The sequence below is a fragment of the Streptomyces sp. 8P21H-1 genome, from assembly GCF_013302945.1.
The window spans coordinates 3767-19274 of sequence record NZ_JABTYA010000023.1; the positions used below are offsets into that span (position 1 = coordinate 3767).

A 15508-nucleotide genomic window follows, 5' to 3' on the forward strand; every position below is an offset into this window, starting at 1 on the left:
GTCGCCGGGTCGCCCGGACGGTAGGGTCACACCACGGTCAACTCCTTCGTGTCCTCCCGGTTCGTCGCCGCCGGACCGGGGGCGGGTGTCGACTCGGGACCGCCCTCGCTCAGGCCGTACCGCGCGTGGAAGCGGCGGAGGAAACCGGGCGCGTACCAGGCGGAGTTCCCCAGCAGACGCATCGCGGCGGGGACGAGCACGCCGCGGACGGCGAGGGCGTCGATGAGGATGGCCAGCCCGCTGCCGAGGCCGAACATCTGTATGAAGCTGAGTTTGGCGGTGCCGAAGGCGAAGAAGCTCACCGCGAGCAGGAAAGCGGCCGCGCTGACGATGCGTCCGGTGTGGCCGAGGCCGTTGACTACGGCGGTCGCGTTGTCCGCTCCCTGGTCGTGGAGCTCCTTAATCCGGCTGGTGACGAAGACCTCGTAGTCCATCGAGAGGCCGAAGCCGATGCAGAACATCAGCACGGTCATCGACAGCTCCATCGGCTGTGCGGTGAAGCCGAGCAGTGAGGAGAAGTGGCCGTCCTGGAAGATCCAGGTCATCACACCCAGGGTGGCTCCCAGGCTGATCAAGTTGAGGATCAGCGCGCGCAGCGGCTGCACGACGCTGCCGGTGAACAGGAAGAGCAGCAGGAAGGTGCTGAGGACGACCAGAGTCACGGCCAGCGGGAGTTCGTCGGCGATGGACTGCTTCGCGTCGACCAGTACGGCGTCGTTCCCGCCGACCAAGGGGTCCGTGCCCGGGGGCGGAGTCACCGCGCGCACCCGCTCGACCAGGTCCTCGGCGGCTTCCGACTTCGGCATCAGGCTGCTCACCACGCTGATCCGCTGTGCGTTGGGCCGGCCGAGGGCGGAGTCGGCGGGGCCGGTCGCGGAGGGCCTTCCCGCGCTGTAGGTTCCCGCGCTGGTCTCGACGCGCTCGACGCCCTCGAGCGCGGCCAGCTGCCCCGCGTACGAGGCCAGCGGGGCCTTGGCCACGGAGGTGTCGATGGCGATGAAGAGGGCGGACTCCTCGCTGCCGCCGAACTCCTCCCGCAGGACCTGCGAGACCTGGCGGCTGTCGGCGTCCTTGGGCAGCACGCGTTCGTCCGTCGTTCCGAAGGTGATGTTCAGCAGGGGGCTCGCCGCCAGCAGCAGCACCGCGATGACGGGCACCGCCGTGAGCACCGGCCGCCGCATGACGGTGCGGGCCAGCCGTCCCCACCCGGACGCCTGGGCCTCGGTGCGCCGCGCCTTCGCCCACGGCATTCGCCCGCCGTTGACCCGGTGCCCCAGCGCCTTCAGCAGGGCGGGCATCACGAACAGGGTGCTCACGGCGGCGATGGCGACGACGCCGACCCCGGCGAAGCCGAACGAGCGCAGGAAGTACTGCGGGAACACCATAAGGGTCGCCAGGGCCGCCGCGACGGTCGCCGCGGAGAAGGCGACGGTGCGGCCCGCGGTGTGCATCGTCCGCCGGACGGCGTCGTCCACGCCCACACCGGCCGCGATCTGTTCGCGGAAGCGGCTGACCATCAACAGGGCGTAGTCGATGCCCAGTCCGAGACCCAGGGCGGTGATGAGGTTGGTCGCGGTGTCGGCCACGTCGGTCACGCTGCCGAGCAGGTAGAGCTGGGCGAACGAGCCCGTGATGGCGATGACGGCGATGACGAGCGGCAACAGCGCCGCGACGAAGCTGCCGAAGACGACCAGGAGCAGCACAAGGGTCAGCGGCATGGCGATCGCCTCGGCGAGGATCAGGTCGTCGACCACCTGGTTCGACAGCTCGGCACCCACAGTGGCGCCCCCTCCGGCCCGGACGGTGAGACCGTCCTTGTAGGGGCCGCTGTAGGTGTCCAGGAGGGCGATGGCGCTTTTCCGCTGCTCGGTGGCGTCTCCCTTCACGTGGGCGAGCACCATGGCCTCACGGCCGTCCTTGGAGCGCAGGTCCGGGTTGTTCGTCTCCCAGTAGGAGACGACGTTGCTGAGCCGCTCGTCCTTCTTGAGTTCGGCCACCAGATCCTGGCCGTCCTCCTCGGCGGCGGGGGTGTCGACGCGGCCTTCGGCGGAGCGGACCAGCAGGACGAGGTTGGTCTCGCCGCCGAACTTGTCGGCGATGACGTTCGCCGCCCGTGTGGAGGAGGAGGCGGGGTCGTCGAAGCCGCCTCCCTTCAGCTTGTCGAAGGCGCCAGCGCCCACCGCGCCCATCAGTGCCACGGCCAAGGCGGCCACGAGCAGCACCAGTCGGGACCGGCGGATCGCCAATTCGGCCAAACGTTCGAACACGAGTGGATCTCCTTCAGGGTTCTTCGGGGAGGGGCGAGAGGCGGCGGTAGGACGAGAAGCCGGCGCAACGCGTCGCACAGCCCTCTTCGCCCCGGCGGACGGTGCGCGATGCCGCGCGCTCGTCGCCGCCGAAAACGACGCTAGTCAGGCAGCGTCCTTTGGGGCAGAAGGAGGTTTACCTGACACTGTTAGATTTTCCGGGCGAGTGCAGGCCCCTGATGACTTGGCCCGTCAACCGCCTTAGGATCGCCGCATGTTCGTCGACAAGCCCGCGACGGTCCTGCCGTCCCTGCGCCAGCGACGCCGAGCCGCCGCGACCCGGGAGATCATGGACGCCGCCGAGCGCCAGATCGCCGAGCGCGGGCCGCACGCGTTGTCCCTGCGAGCCGTCGCCCGCGACCTCGGCATGACCGTGCAAGGGCTGTACCACTACTTCCCGAACAGGGACGCCCTCGTCACGGCGCTGGTGGCCAAGGCGTACGACGACCTGGCCGCCGCCGTGACGGCAGCCGTCGACGCGACGGCCGACGAACCGGCCGCACAGCGGTTCCTGGCCGCCGCCGAGGGCTATCGCCGATGGGCCGTCACCCACGTCGAACGGTTCCAACTGCTGTACGGCGCACCGCTGCGCCACTACGAGGCACCTGCTGAGGGCCCGACCACCCAGGCGATGCGCCGACTGAGCATGGTCTTCCAGCGGGAGATATTCGACGGGTTCACCACGGCACAGCTCGCCGCGGCCGACACCCGGGAGCTCTCACCGGCCGTACAGGCGCACCTGGGACCCCTGTTCCCGCACGGCTCGGAAAGCCTGCCGCCTCCCGCCGCCGCTCTCCTTCTCGGCGTCTGGGGCCACATGCACGGCATGGTCGCCCTAGAGGCCTTCAGACACACCGCCTTCATCGGCGAACACCAGGCGGAGATCTTCTGCATGACCATGCGTGACCTGTTGGAGGACCTCCATCGGCGCATTCCCACGCGTCCCCCACAGGCACCGGCTGCAACTTGAGGGGCGGCACCGGAGAGTGCGACGACAGGGCGGGGGACGACCACGGCCCCCGCGGGCTCAGCCGATGCCCACGACGGGGGCCAGGATCTGCTCGACGGTCCGGGCGGGGCGGCCGATGACGGATTCCAGCGTGGGGTCGGTGACGTCGAACTCGCCGTCGCGGGCGGCGGTGAACATCGTCAGGGAGAACTCCGCCGCGGGACGCGGCATGCCGGCGGCGACCGCCGCCTCGATCCACTTCTCGTCGTCCACGACGACATGGCTGACGGTGCGGCCCGTGAGGCGGCCGAGGACCTCCGCGACACCGGCGAAGTCCAGCGTGCGGGGCGCGGTCAGGGGCGGCGTGACGCCGTCGCGCGTCCCGTCCGCGTCGTCGGCCAGAGCGGCGGCCGCGACCTCCGAGAGGTCCTCGTGGGCCGTCCAGAAGAAAGGGCCGTCCTGTGGGACGGCGAGCGTTCCGGTCTCCAGCGCAGCCCCGATGTAGTGCTCCAGGGTGGCGGTGTAGAAGCCGTTGCGCAGGGTGGTGCAGGGGACGCCGAGTCGCCGCAGATGCTCCTCGGTGGCCGCGTGGACCGGCTGCGGCCGGAAGAGGGACGTGGCGGAGGCGGCCTGGTGGCTTGGTGTACAGGATGCGCCGGGCGCCGGCTTCCTTGGCCGCGTCGACGGCGGCGATGTTCGCGGCGACCGCGCCGTCGCCCCGGATGGAGGCGGAGACGACGAGGACGCGTTCGGCTCTTTCGAAGGCGTGCCGCAGTCCGCCGGGCTCGGTGAAGTCGCCCGCGTGTACCCGGTCCCCGCGTGCGGGGCGCCGTTGTGCCCGGTTCCTGATGTCGGCGGCCGGGCGGACGCGTGGGTGACGCAGCGGGGCGTGCGCACGCGTTGGGCGACCGGTCAGTCCGCGAACGCGGCCACGTACGACGCCACGCAGGACTCGGGTGTCGCGCGCGAGGTGACGACGTGCCCGTCCACGGCCACCGGCGGGGTGAGGGGCGCCTGGAGCAGGCGCTCGGAGCGGGTGGCGGCGAGTTGCTCCGCCGGCATCAGCGTCCAGGCCCCGGGGGCGTGGCCCACCTCGAACAGCACGTGCAGCATGTCCCAGGCGGGCGGCCGTACAGGGGTCAGGGGCAGCGCGGCGAGGCGGATGCACGACGCCACGGCCGCCCGCAACGAAGGTATCGCCGACTGCTTCCAGCACTTTCCCGACGTCGAGGTCCTCCTGGACGACGGCTATCTCGGCCTGAGCCGCGACCACCGCGGGCAAGCCGTCACACCCCCGAGAAAGCCGCGGCCCGGAGCGTTGCCCGGCAGAGTCGGACAGTGGGAACGCGAGCGCCACGGGCACTCATCCGACCGCATCACCATCGAACACGCCCTCGCCGACCACAAACGCTGGAAGCAACTGACGCACTGGACCCACCGCCGCGACCGACTGCCCGACACCTACCGCGCCATCGCCAGCCTCGTCTCCGACCGCACCAGCACCACCTGAAAACAAACCATGACCAGGCCAAACACACCTCACCCGCTATCACGCACCAACTCGTAAGAGAGGCCACGTTGAGGGCAGTGTCGAGTGTGCTTCCTCTGGCCTTGTGGGAATAGGCCGGCGGGTATGGACAGGTCAGAGGCTCCACGTTCGGCCCAGGGACATGTGTCGTCGCGTCACCTGAGACCACCCGGTCGGCGATTTTTGCCATAGCAGCAAGCCGCCTTCGCGCATTGGCACGGTTACAAGGACGCTGGTTCTCGAGCGCCCCTAACTGCATTGGGGTAGGCACGAGAGGGCAACGATGACCAGCAGTGACATAGCCGCAGCCGCTGCGAGCCGGCCCAACGAGCAGGACTCCGAGTCGTCCACCTGCTTGGCCGCTGTGCGCCAAGTCGCCAGTCGATTCACCGGGACCTACGGTCTGACGCAGGTGGACCCCGAGTTCGGTCTGCTCTTCGCCGAGACCGTGGAGGTCTGGCACAGCTTCGATCACGAGACCGTGTCACTTCCCGGCGATGAATTCGCAGGTGCGATGTTGCGGATGCTCCGTGCGACCGCCGACCTCGTGAGGAACCACGCCGACCGCATCTGGTCTCTCCACGTCGACCACCACGGCTTCGCTCTGGCCGCCACCGCTTCGGGCGAATTGGAGAACGGCACCCCGGTGCGCATTTCACGCTGTCTCCAGGTGACGGTCCACGAGGGGCGCATCACTCGCATCTGCGAGTTCGGCGACCGACAGCAGCGCCTGCCACTGGATGAGGCCCTGCGTGCCGCAGGCCGCTTCCGCAGCTGACACCCCCACCACCCCGACATCGTCAGGAGTCATCATGGACGTCTTTCTCACAGGTGCCAGCGGCTACATCGGCGGAGCTGTAGCCCGCCGTCTGATCCGCGAGAAGCACACGGTACGCGGCTTGACCCGCACACGCGGCGTGGTCGGTGCTCTCGCCGCCGCCGGCATCGAACCGGTCGTCGGGGACCTTGACGACACGGCGCTGCTCCAGCGAGAGGCCGACCGCGCCGACGCGGTCGTCAACGCCGCTCACAGCGACCACCGTGGCGCTGTGGCCGCCTTTGTCGACGCCCTGCGGGGTTCGGGCAAGGTATTGATCCACACCAGCGGAACCAGCGTCATCGGTGACGACGCCCAGGGCCGGTACGAATCCGAGGTGGTATTCGACGACGCGAAGCCTTTCAGCCCGGGGGACCACGAGATCCGGCGGGCCCGGTACGCCATCGACCGCTCCGTCGTCGATGCCGGTGCAGCGGGAGTGCGTTCGGTGGTGCTGTGCAACTCACTGATCTACGGCAACGGCACGGGACCGCGTCCGCAGACCGTGCTGATCCCGCCACTGGTCACACAGGCCCAGGTCGGCAAGGCCGTCCGCGTCGTCGGACGCGGCCTGAACCGTTGGTCGACGGTGCACCTCGAGGACATGGCCGACCTGTATCACCTGGCGCTCACCGACCCCGCGGCCACGGGCTTCTACTTCGTGGAGGGCGGCGAGGACGCCTCGTTCGCCGAAATCGGTGAGGCGATCGCCCGCCGGCTGGGACTGGGGCCGGTGGAGCCGTGGGATCTGAGCTCCGCTGCGGCCGCGTGGGGGGAGGGCTTCTCCCGGTACGCCCTCGGTGCCAACAGCCGCGTACGTGCCACCCGGGCTCACGGCCTTGGCTGGCGCCCCTCGCGCCCATCGATCACGAACTGGATCGAGCAGGAAATGCCCTTGCCGTGAGGCGGTCAGCGCGTCGGTAGTGTGGTGGCGCGGTTAGGGGCGGGGTCGGGTGATCACTGTCAGGGCTTTGACCAGTGCGATCAATCCTCGATGACACGAAGGGCCTTGACCCCGAATCCTGAACACGGGTTATGCGGCTTGTGCCAGCGTAGTTGGTGTGAGGTGGAAGACGTTTTCGAAGGCGATCGGTGATCGTTGTCCGAGGCGGGAGTGTCGGCGTCGGGTGTTGTAGCGGTGGAGCCATCTGAAGGCGTCGAGTCGGGCCTCGTGCTCGTCGGGCCAGCTCTTTCGCCCTTGCAGGGTCTCGCGTTTGAAGGTCGCGTTGAAGGACTCGGCGAGTGCGTTGTCCGCGCTGGACCCGACCGCGCTCATACTTTGCCGAACCCCTGCTGAGCTGCAGGCTTGGGCGAATGCCCTGCTCGTGTACTGGGCTCCGTGGTCGGTGTGCATGATCGATCCGGCGAGGCTGCCGCGGGTGCGGATTGCCGCCGCCAGGGCGTCGGTGACGAGGTCCGCGCGCATGTGGTCGGCGATCGCCCAGCCGGCCAGGCGGCGCGAGGCGAGGTCCATGACGGTCGCCAGGTAGCAGAACTTCCCGCCGTCGATGGGCAGGTAGGTGATATCGCCGACGTACTTCGTGTTCGGCTTGTCCGCGGTGAAGTCGCGGCGGATCAGGTCCGGGGCCTTGGCGGCGGCCGGGTCGGGGGCTGTGGTGCGGTGCCGGCGGCGCAACCGGACTCCTTCGGTTCCCGACGCCCGCATGATCCTGGCGACCCGCTTGTGGTTGACCGCCTCACCGCTGGTCTCGCGCAGTTCGGCGGTGATCCTCGGGGCTCTGTGGGTGCCGTCCGATTCCTGGTGCACCGCCCGTATCCGGGCGGCCAGGCGGGCGTCGGCCGCCTGCCGGGCGGCCCGGTCCGCAGCTGTCCGGCGCCAGTAGTAGAAGCTCGAGCGGGCGACGCCAAGGATGCTGCAGAGCCGCTTCACGCCGTAGCGGCGGTGGTGGTCGGCGACGAACTGGAAGCGGTTCACCAGCGCGTCTGCCCGGCGAAATACTTCGCCGCTCGGCGCAGGATCTCGCGTTCCTCTTCCAGCTCGCGGACCTTCTTCCGCAAGGCTGCGTTCTCCGCCTCCAGCGGGGCCGGCGGCTGGGACGGTTCCTGAGCCCGGCGTCCCCGGGGACGACTCACCCCGGCTGCCCGGACCCAGTTCCGCAGGGTCTCCGGGTTGATCCCCAGATCAGCGGCGACCGACCTGATCGTCGCTTCCGGCCGCGCCTGCCACCTCGCCCACACCCGCAGGAACCCCACGCCGCCCGGATCAGCCCACGCTGCGGTACCCGTGGCGTACGTCCTGGTCCCGCCCGGCGCCACCGCGAAAACCCTCATCACCGAATTCGCCCGCTACCTCGGCATCCCCCTGACCACCCGCATGACCCAGACCCAGATCACCGACGCCGTCTGCCACACCTACACCGCCGCGGGCGTCCACCTCGTCCTCATCGACGAAATCCACCGCCTCAACCCCCGCACCACCACCGGGGCGCAGACCGCCGACCTGATCAAAGACCTCACCGAACGCCTCCCCGCGACCTTCGTGTACGTCGGCATCAACGTCACCGACACCCCCCTGTTCAGCGGCACCCGCGGCGCCCAACTCGCCGGACGCGCCACCCTCATCACCTGCGGCCCCCTCCCCGCCCGCCACGGCACCCGCCAACCCTTCCGCGACGTCATCACCGACATCGAAAACGCCCTCGACCTCCACCACCACAAACCCAGCACCCTCCCCCGGCACGCCGCCTACCTCCACCAGCGCACCGCCGGCCGCATCGGATCCCTCACAAGGCTCATCCGCCAAGCAGCCATCACCGCCATCCACGACGGCACCGAACGCTCACCAAAACCGCCCTCGACGCCATCCGCCTCGACCACCGCGCCGAACAACACAGACGCCCCACCCGCAGCCGCTAACCCCATCCACCCACCCACCAGGAAAAACAACGCTTACCAGCACAAACACCAACCGAGCTTTTACGAGCCAGCGGAACCCACAACAAGCCCGGACCCACTCAACGCACAACAGATACGCCCAGCTCACACCCCGAACTGCCCGCTGGAACCGTGCACCCGGCCTCTCTCAACGAACCCACAACACACCAGCCCAGCAAGCCCGCGATACACCAACAAGCCCCCCTCCGAACGTCAGCCAGATACGCCGTCAGCCTCTCCGCGTCCGCGACACTGCACTCACGGAATCCGAGGTGCTCCCGGATCTGCGCGCGGTGGTACTCGACCGTGCGCGCCGTCCAGTCGTGGAAACCCAGCTCCGAGGCGGGCACCTGCACCTGCCGGGCGACGAACTCCACCGCCTCACCCGCCAACTCGACCCGGCCCCGCGGAAACCGGCCGTACTGCGTATAAAACTTCAGCAACACGGCGAAGCCCAGGCGCGTCGCACCACGCACGAGCGTCTGCTCGTCCTTCTGACCAGGGCTACGGCCTGGTCACTGACTTGGACGGCAACCCGATCCGCGGCCTGGTCATGACGGCCGCGAGCCAGGAGCACGGCACCCTCGCCGCCCGCGACGGTGCCGATCTTCCCGACCTACCCGTCGGCACCCGCCTGCGTATCCTGCCCAACCACGCCTGTGCCACCGCCGCCCAGCACCACGGCTACCACGTCATCGACCGCACCCGGAGCACAGGCGGCGCGCCCGTGATCGAGGCTTTCTGGCAACGCGTCACCGGCTGGTGACTTGCCTCGGCGTGCTCGGGAAGTGCTCCGGGTACGCCCTTGGGATCGTCCGCCGGAAGACCGGGGACGCGGCGAGGCCCCGCCGGCCTCCGAGGCCCGGGCATCGCAGGCGCTGCCAGCGGGGCATGCCGGTGCGATCACCTGGTCATGGGCCGGTCCGGCCGAGGACCTCTGCGACGAGTCGGCGCGCGTACGTGGCATCGAGTCCGTCCGGGCGGAAGAGGATGCGGTACATCATGGGCGCGACGACACGGTCGATGATCGTCTCGACCTCGGGCGTCTTCTCCCCGCGTTCGGTGGCGCGGGTGAGGACGAGGTCGATCTGCTCGGCGGCGTAGGCCGAGCACTGGCCGGCGTTACTGCCGTCCGGGTCGCCGAGCAGGGCGTCGCGGATGTAGGCCCGGCCGGGGGGGGAGGCCATCTCGTCGAGGAACTGCTCGGCCCAGGCCGTCAGGTCGGACGACAGGGCACCGTGGTCGTTGGGTGCGGTGTCGGGCCGCAGCCGCTCGACCGCTACGTCCGACAGCAGCTCCTGCAGATCCCCCCAGCGGCGGTAGATCGTCGACGGTGTCACGCCCGCACGCTGGGCGATCACCGGTACGGTCAGGGCGTCCCGGCCCGCTTCCGACGCGAGTTCGCGTACGGCGGCGTGGACCGATGCCTGGACCCGGGCGCTGCGCCCGCCGGGGCGCACCATCTGCCTGCTCATAAAACCCACCTTAAAGCAAAATCATTGCGTCTAGCGAGCCACCCACCTCCGTGCGACGGTCTTCTTCTTGCGGCACCTGGCCGATCGGAGCCGAACGGCGCTTTCGGGCCCGGCCGACTGGTGAGGCCGGGCCCAAGCGCTCGTTCACGCTGCGCGCGCGAGCTCGCGGGCGGGCTGGGTCTGCTCGTAGGCCTGGCCGACTCGCAGGAGCGCGCTCTCTCCGAGCGGTCGCCCGAGCAGCTGCATGCCGATCGGCATGCCTGCCGCATCGTGGCCGACGGGGACGGACAGGGACGGCACCCCGGTGATGTTGGCAGGGGACGAGAGGCGTACGTAGGCGTCGGAGACGCCCTCGACGGTGCCGTCGGCCCAGGTGATCGTCTCCTGGCCGGCCTTGACCGCGGTCGCCGGGACGGTGGGGGCGACGATCAGGTCGACCTCCTGCAGCATGCGTGCCCATTCCTGCCGCATGAGGGTGCGGGCGCGCTGGGCCCGCAGATAGTCCCCGGCGGGCATCAGTTCGCCGGCCTCGAGGAGGATGCGGACGTCGTCCTGGTAGAGCTCGGGGGCGGTGCGCAGGGTGCTCTCGTGGTAGGCGGTCGCCTCGGGCACCATCAGGCCCCACTGGGTGGCCTGGATGTAGCGGGTCATGGGGATCTCGACCTCCACGAGGCGCGCGCCAAGGGCCCGAAGCTGGGTGATCGCGCGCCGGACGGCGGCCTCCACCTCCGCATCGACGTGATCGAAGTAGTAGTTGCGCGGCACGCCCACGCGCAGCCCCGTCAGGTCCGTACCCGCGCCCGGCCGGTAGTCCACGGCGGAAGTGGTAAGGGACGCGGGGTCGCGCGGATCGTGTCCGGCCAGGGCGGCCAGGACCAGGGCCGCGTCCTCGACGGTGCGGGTGATCGGGCCGACGTGGTCCAGTGACCAGGACAGGGACGTGACGCCGTGGCGGGGGACGAGGCCGTACGTCGGCTTGAGGCCGACGACCCCGTTCAGCGCGGCGGGCACCCGGATCGATCCGCCGGTGTCGGTGCCCAGGGTGAAGGTGGCGGTGCCCACGGCGACGGCGACGGAGGATCCGCCGCTGGAGCCGCCGGCGACCCGGCCGGTGTCCCAGGCGTTGCTGGTCTGCGGGGTGGTCAGCCCGTAGGCGAACTCGTGGGTGTGGGTCTTGCCGACCAGGACGGCTCCGGCCGCCGACAGGCGTGCGGCGACGGCGCTGTCGGCCTGGGCGCGGTGGTCGGCTCGGACGCGGGAGCTGGCCGACGTCGCCGCGCCGGCGACGTCGATCAGGTCCTTGAGGCCCATCGGGATGCCGTGCAGCGGACCACGGTAGCGGCCGGCCGCGATGTCGTTCTCGGCTTCGCGCGCGGCCCGGCGGGTGTGCTCGGCGGTGACGGTGACGTACGCCTGAAGGTGCGGCTCCACCTGTTCGATGCGCTCCAGGACGGAGTCAGCCAGCTCGACGGGGGACAGCTGCCGGGCCCGGATCGCGTCGGCGGCTGCGGTCAGGGGCAGTTCATACGGCTGCATCGTGGTTCTCCTATTCAACGCGGTAGGCGGGGGCGGGCGGGGTCTCCCCGAAGTCCAGCTCCCGCAGGACCGCGACGACGGAGTGAATGTGGTTGGCGGTGGCTGCGACCGCGGCGTGGCGGTCGGCAGGCAGCGGGAGCCCGGCATGGGCGGCCCAGCGGGCCGCTTCCGACGGCGTGAGTTCAGCGGAGGACACGGACGTTCTCTCCTCAGGACTGGAGGGGGCGGAGCAACCCCCGAGACTAAAAGCTAAGAGTTTGCTTTAGTCGACTGTAGAACCTACGGTGACTTAAAGCAAACTCATTGCGTTTAGCGCCAAGGAGTCCCATGCCCACCGTCACACCCCGCGCACCTGCGCAATGCAGCCACCCGGGAGCCCGCCCCCAGAGCGCCCACCGCGCGGCGTCCTTCGTCCTGGACGCCTCGATCCTGGCCGCCCTCCTCGCGGCATCCAGTGCGCCGACGCCCCTCTACCCCCACTACCAGGACGCCTGGGACCTGTCCGCACTCACCATCACCGTGGTCTTCAGCGCCTACTCCCTGACGCTGCTGCTGGCCCTGCTCACCACCGGAGCGCTCTCCGACCACCTCGGGCGGCGCCCCGTCCTGGTGGGCGCCCTGCTGCTGGAGGCCGCCTCCATGCTGATGCTGGCCACGGCGGACGGCGCCGGAGCGCTGATCACCGCCCGGATCCTGCAGGGAGCGGCCACCGGCGCGGCCACCAGCGCCGCGGGAGCGGCCCTCCTCGACCTTCACGACCCCCTGCGTCCGGGCCGGTCCGCCCTGACCAACAGCATCGCGCCCGTGGCGGGCATGGCCGCCGGCGTCCTCGCCTCCACCCTCCTCGTCCGCTTCGCCCCCACGCCCACGGTCACCGTGTACGCCCTGCTGGCGGTCCTCTTCGCTGCTCAGGCAATCGCGGTCACGTTCACCGCGGAGACGGCCCGCCCGCACACCGGCGCCCTGCGGTCGCTGCGCCCTCATCTCGCCGTGCCGCCGTCGGCGCGCAGCGCCCTGCTGGCGGTCGGCACCGCTGTCGTCGCCATCTGGGCGCTGGGCGGCTTCTACTCCTCCCTCGGACCGGCGCTCGTGCACCTCGTGGCCTCAGGTGCCTCACAGGCGGCCGGCGGCATGGTCTTCTTCGTACTCACCACCGCGGCCACGCTCACCGTGTGGACACTGCGGCGCACGGCGCCGCGCGCCGCCGCCACCGGCGGAAGCCTGGCCGTCATCCCGTCCGCGGCCCTGAGCCTGCTCGGCCTGCACGGCTCCGGCCTGCCCGCCGTCTACGGCGGCGCGGCCCTGGCCGGAGTCGCTTTCGGCGCCGTCTCCCAAGGGGCGCTGCGCATGACGCTCGCCTCCATCGACGAGCAGGACCGCGCCGCGACCCTGGCCGCCTACTACGTCCTCAGCTACCTGTCCATGAGCCTGCCCGCCATCGCCGCGGGCGCCGCCACCCAGCACTACGGGCTGCGCACCACCGCACTTGCCTACGCCATCGGCGCCGCCCTGCTCGCCGTCGCGGCCCTGGCAGCACTCGCCATGTCGAGACGCAAGGCAGCCCACAGCGCACACAACGACCTTCCGTAACGAGATAGCGAGAGCAAGGGAAACGACCGATCATGAGCACTGCACCGGCCACCGACCCGACCGCCATCCCCTCCTGGACCGTGGGCGACATCACCGTCCACCGCATCGACGAGACCCTCCTGCCGCCCGCCACCGGACCGTGGCTACTGCCCGACGCCACCCCGGACGTCGTCGCCGGGCAGAACTGGCTGCGCCCCCACTTCGCCGACGACGAGGCCGTCCTGCACATCGACAGCCACAGCTTCGCGTTCACCGTCGGCGGGCTGCGCATCCTGGTGGACACCGGCATCGGCAACGGCAAGGAGCGGGCCAATCCCGCCTGGCACCGTCTGGACACCGACTACCTTCAGCGCCTCACCGCCGCCGGATTCCCACCGGACTCCGTCGACCTGGTGATCCTCACCCACCTGCACGCCGACCACGTCGGCTGGAACACCCACGAGGTGAACGGCGAGTGGGTGCCCACCTTCCCCAACGCTCGCTACATCACCTCCCGCGTCGAGCGGGAGTTCTGGGTCGGGTACGACATGGAGGAGGCGCGCAAGCAGATGTTCCGCGACTCCGTGATCCCGGTGGAGGAGGCGGGGCTGCTCGACCTCGTCGACATCCCCGCCGACGGTATCGAAGTCGTCCCGGGCCTGCGCCTGATCCCCACCCCCGGGCACACCCCCGGCCACGTCGCCGTCGAGCTGACCAGCCGCGGAGAGACGGCTCTGATCACCGGCGACTGCATCCACCACCCCGTCCAGCTCGCCCACCCCACCATCGGGGCCTGCGTCGACATCGAGCCCGAGCAGTCCGAGGCCTCGCGCCGCACGCTGCTCGGCTCGCTCGCCGGCACGGACACCCTCGTCCTGGGCACCCACTTCGCGCCGCCCACCGCCGGCCGCGTCGTCACCCATGAGGGCGCCTACCGGCTCTCACCCGTCCCCGCCGACCCGCACTGACCCGGTGGCAGCCCAGCCCGTGTCCGGCCGGCACTCCGCGCGGTCGGACACGGCTCGCACAGCGCTCACGTCGCGAGCCGATCTTCTCGATCAATCAGCGGCTGGTGGACGAGAACACCCTGGTCAACGATGACGCCGATCCACGACACGACGTGGGTCGGCGTCGTCGCCTCCGTCGGCGGCATCAGCGGCGAGCGCTTCGTGGAGATTCTCGCCGGGAAGGCGGTAGGCGCCGTAAACGGCGCTTCGGATCCGTCTTCGAGGTCCGCGCGAGGCGCTCATTCACAGATCAGGAACATCTACCGGGCCAAACAACGGAGTCAGGCGACGGGGCGCGGATGCAGCCTCCCCGGGGACTGTCAAACGAGCGACCCTGTCTCGCGTTCTGGGCGATCCAGCACTACTCCACCGGCGACTCCCGAGGAGCAGTCGGTCTCGTCGAGGCAGCTCTGGCCCAGGCCCCCAAGATCGGTTCTGCGCGGATGACCGCGATGCTCCACGCCCGCGCCTGCCGGGCTCATGCCATCGCCGGGGATACCCGCGCCGCCGACCGCTGCGCCAACGCCGCCCTACACGCCTACGCCGACCCCATCGAGGACGATGTCCCGTGCGTCTACTGGTTCGACCTGGGCGAGACCTGCAAACTCCTCGGAACCTCCGCTCTGGGCCTGGGTAACCCGAAACGGGCCCTTGGGCACTTCCAGGACGCCTTCGCCGCCCATACCGGCGAGGCCCACAACGGGACCGCGTTCCCCCGCGGCCACGCCCTGCACCTGGCACGCATCTCCCAGGCCCGCCTCGCCCTGGGCGACATCGATACCGCCGTGGCCACCGCCCAGGACGCCGTCGAGCGGATGGACGGCGTCACCTCCGCACGCGGCACCCGCACCCTCCAAGACCTCCGCGGACAACTCGCCCGCCACCGCGGCGTCCCCGCCGTCGCCGACTTCCTGGAGCACCAGCACCGCATGAGCCCTCAGCACCAGCCGCTGGCCTGTCTGCTGGCCGTGCGCGGGACGAACGCAGTCGGTTTACCGCGTTGGTTGCGACCGGTCGGTCCTCCTCGCCCCGGCTCGGGCCGGACTGTCAGTGAGGCTGGGTCCGTTGGGATGCGTCGGCGTTGCGCCGGGAGCGGCCGGTGCCGTGCCAGTCCAGGCACATGACGGTCGCGTCGTCCTGCAGGTGGCCGTGGTGGGCGCCGACGATCGCCGCGATCAGGGCGCGGGCGGCCTCGCGGGGATGCAGGGCCCGGGTGCGCACGATGAGGCCGGACAGATCGAGGCTGCCGGCGTCCCCTTCGAGCATGCCGTCGGTCAGCATCACCAGGCGGTCGCCCGGGCGCAGGTCCAGCGACTGGACCCGATAGGCGTGCGGGGCGTGCAGACCGAACGGCATGTCGGCCTCCGGGGTGATCTCCTTTACCTGGCCTTCGCGCATCAGCAGCGGCCAGGGGTGTCCGGCGTTG

At 70.3% G+C, this 15508-nt stretch carries 15 protein-coding genes and 3 pseudogenes; 8 read left to right on the plus strand and 10 right to left on the minus strand.

The annotated features are described in order from the left end of the window. Positions 1-26 precede the first annotated feature (26 nt). The gene (locus HO151_RS00580) at positions 27-2267 is read right to left on the minus strand and encodes an MMPL family transporter (protein WP_173894177.1); all 2241 of its coding nucleotides are present in this window, start codon (positions 2265-2267) and stop codon (positions 27-29) included. 253 nt (positions 2268-2520) lie between these two features. Between HO151_RS00580 and HO151_RS00585 the strand changes: the two genes are divergently transcribed. Further along, positions 2521-3276, plus strand: a complete 756-nt coding sequence (locus HO151_RS00585) for a TetR/AcrR family transcriptional regulator (protein WP_173894178.1) — start codon at positions 2521-2523, stop codon at positions 3274-3276. A gap of 57 nt (positions 3277-3333) precedes the next feature. Here HO151_RS00585 and HO151_RS00590 read toward each other — a convergent pair whose 3' ends face one another. Then, positions 3334-4152 carry a hypothetical protein gene (locus HO151_RS00590; protein ID WP_173894179.1) on the minus strand — a complete coding sequence of 273 codons (819 nt, stop codon included), beginning with the start codon at positions 4150-4152 and terminating at the stop codon, positions 3334-3336. A 15-nt stretch (positions 4153-4167) separates the two neighbouring features. Continuing rightward, positions 4168-4431 (minus strand): hypothetical protein, encoded by a 264-nt coding sequence (locus HO151_RS00595; protein ID WP_173894180.1) that lies wholly within the window; start codon positions 4429-4431, stop codon positions 4168-4170. Here HO151_RS00595 and HO151_RS00600 point away from each other — a divergent pair. The 3 genes and pseudogenes from HO151_RS00600 to HO151_RS00610 form a co-directional block, all read left to right on the plus strand. Then, positions 4415-4765, plus strand: a pseudogene (locus HO151_RS00600) (hypothetical protein); the annotation flags it as partial. The gene HO151_RS00595 and the pseudogene HO151_RS00600 overlap by 17 nt on opposite strands. A gap of 301 nt (positions 4766-5066) precedes the next feature. Continuing rightward, positions 5067-5561, plus strand: coding sequence for a hypothetical protein (locus tag HO151_RS00605; protein WP_173894182.1), 495 nt, complete (start codon positions 5067-5069; stop codon positions 5559-5561). A 34-nt stretch (positions 5562-5595) separates the two neighbouring features. Beyond that, on the plus strand, positions 5596-6504 hold the full coding sequence (locus tag HO151_RS00610; RefSeq protein ID WP_173894183.1) for an NAD-dependent epimerase/dehydratase family protein: 909 nt from the start codon (positions 5596-5598) through the stop codon (positions 6502-6504). Between the two features lie 129 nt (positions 6505-6633). Here HO151_RS00610 and HO151_RS00615 read toward each other — a convergent pair. Continuing rightward, a protein-coding gene (locus HO151_RS00615; protein WP_254594607.1) for an IS3 family transposase occupies positions 6634-7805 on the minus strand; the annotation gives its coding sequence in 2 pieces (ribosomal slippage) (positions 6634-7553 and positions 7553-7805; 1173 coding nt in all). Between HO151_RS00615 and HO151_RS00625 the strand changes: the two are divergent. Next, positions 7762-8477: pseudogene (locus HO151_RS00625) on the plus strand (TniB family NTP-binding protein); the annotation flags it as partial. The gene HO151_RS00615 and the pseudogene HO151_RS00625 overlap by 44 nt on opposite strands. Before the next feature lie 98 nt (positions 8478-8575). Here the strand turns inward: HO151_RS00625 and HO151_RS00630 are convergent. Beyond that, positions 8576-8971 carry a DUF4158 domain-containing protein gene (locus HO151_RS00630; protein WP_173894185.1) on the minus strand — a complete coding sequence of 132 codons (396 nt, stop codon included), beginning with the start codon at positions 8969-8971 and terminating at the stop codon, positions 8576-8578. Between the two features lie 5 nt (positions 8972-8976). On the opposite strand from HO151_RS00630, the pseudogene HO151_RS00635 reads away from it, so the two are divergent. Beyond that, a pseudogene (locus tag HO151_RS00635) lies at positions 8977-9261 on the plus strand (DSD1 family PLP-dependent enzyme); the annotation flags it as partial. 145 nt (positions 9262-9406) lie between these two features. Here the strand turns inward: HO151_RS00635 and HO151_RS00640 are convergent. The 3 genes from HO151_RS00640 to HO151_RS00650 all read right to left on the minus strand — a co-directional run bounded on the left by HO151_RS00640 (position 9407) and on the right by HO151_RS00650 (position 11702). Continuing rightward, the gene (locus HO151_RS00640; protein ID WP_173894186.1) at positions 9407-9970 is read right to left on the minus strand and encodes a TetR/AcrR family transcriptional regulator; all 564 of its coding nucleotides are present in this window, start codon (positions 9968-9970) and stop codon (positions 9407-9409) included. A 144-nt stretch (positions 9971-10114) separates the two neighbouring features. Then, positions 10115-11506: an amidase gene (locus HO151_RS00645; RefSeq protein ID WP_173894187.1), complete on the minus strand. Its 1392-nt coding sequence runs from the start codon at positions 11504-11506 to the stop codon at positions 10115-10117. A 10-nt stretch (positions 11507-11516) separates the two neighbouring features. Continuing rightward, positions 11517-11702, minus strand: a complete 186-nt coding sequence (locus HO151_RS00650) for a hypothetical protein (RefSeq protein ID WP_173894188.1) — start codon at positions 11700-11702, stop codon at positions 11517-11519. A gap of 131 nt (positions 11703-11833) precedes the next feature. On the opposite strand from HO151_RS00650, the gene HO151_RS00655 reads away from it, so the two are divergent. Together HO151_RS00655 and HO151_RS00660 are read left to right on the plus strand one after the other, a co-directional pair. Then, the gene (locus HO151_RS00655; RefSeq protein WP_173894189.1) at positions 11834-13096 is read left to right on the plus strand and encodes an MFS transporter; all 1263 of its coding nucleotides are present in this window, start codon (positions 11834-11836) and stop codon (positions 13094-13096) included. A 32-nt stretch (positions 13097-13128) separates the two neighbouring features. Beyond that, the gene (locus HO151_RS00660; RefSeq protein ID WP_173894190.1) at positions 13129-14043 is read left to right on the plus strand and encodes an MBL fold metallo-hydrolase; all 915 of its coding nucleotides are present in this window, start codon (positions 13129-13131) and stop codon (positions 14041-14043) included. Between the two features lie 569 nt (positions 14044-14612). Here HO151_RS00660 and HO151_RS00665 read toward each other — a convergent pair. Together HO151_RS00665 and HO151_RS00670 are read right to left on the minus strand one after the other, a co-directional pair. Then, positions 14613-15026: a hypothetical protein gene (locus tag HO151_RS00665; protein WP_173894191.1), complete on the minus strand. Its 414-nt coding sequence runs from the start codon at positions 15024-15026 to the stop codon at positions 14613-14615. Positions 15027-15129: 103 nt separating this feature from the next. Then, positions 15130-15508: PP2C family protein-serine/threonine phosphatase (locus HO151_RS00670; protein WP_173894192.1), on the minus strand; the 379-nt coding region annotated here is incomplete at its 5' end.

Coding starts and splice junctions, on each gene's coding strand:
- HO151_RS00585 (WP_173894178.1), top strand. CDS start 2,521: ATGTTCGTCGACAAGCCCGCGACGGTCCTGCCGTCCCTGCGCCAGCGA.
- HO151_RS00605 (WP_173894182.1), top strand. CDS start 5,067: ATGACCAGCAGTGACATAGCCGCAGCCGCTGCGAGCCGGCCCAACGAG.
- HO151_RS00610 (WP_173894183.1), top strand. CDS start 5,596: ATGGACGTCTTTCTCACAGGTGCCAGCGGCTACATCGGCGGAGCTGTA.
- HO151_RS00640 (WP_173894186.1), bottom strand. CDS start 9,970: ATGAGCAGGCAGATGGTGCGCCCCGGCGGGCGCAGCGCCCGGGTCCAG.
- HO151_RS00645 (WP_173894187.1), bottom strand. CDS start 11,506: ATGCAGCCGTATGAACTGCCCCTGACCGCAGCCGCCGACGCGATCCGG.
- HO151_RS00655 (WP_173894189.1), top strand. CDS start 11,834: ATGCCCACCGTCACACCCCGCGCACCTGCGCAATGCAGCCACCCGGGA.
- HO151_RS00660 (WP_173894190.1), top strand. CDS start 13,129: ATGAGCACTGCACCGGCCACCGACCCGACCGCCATCCCCTCCTGGACC.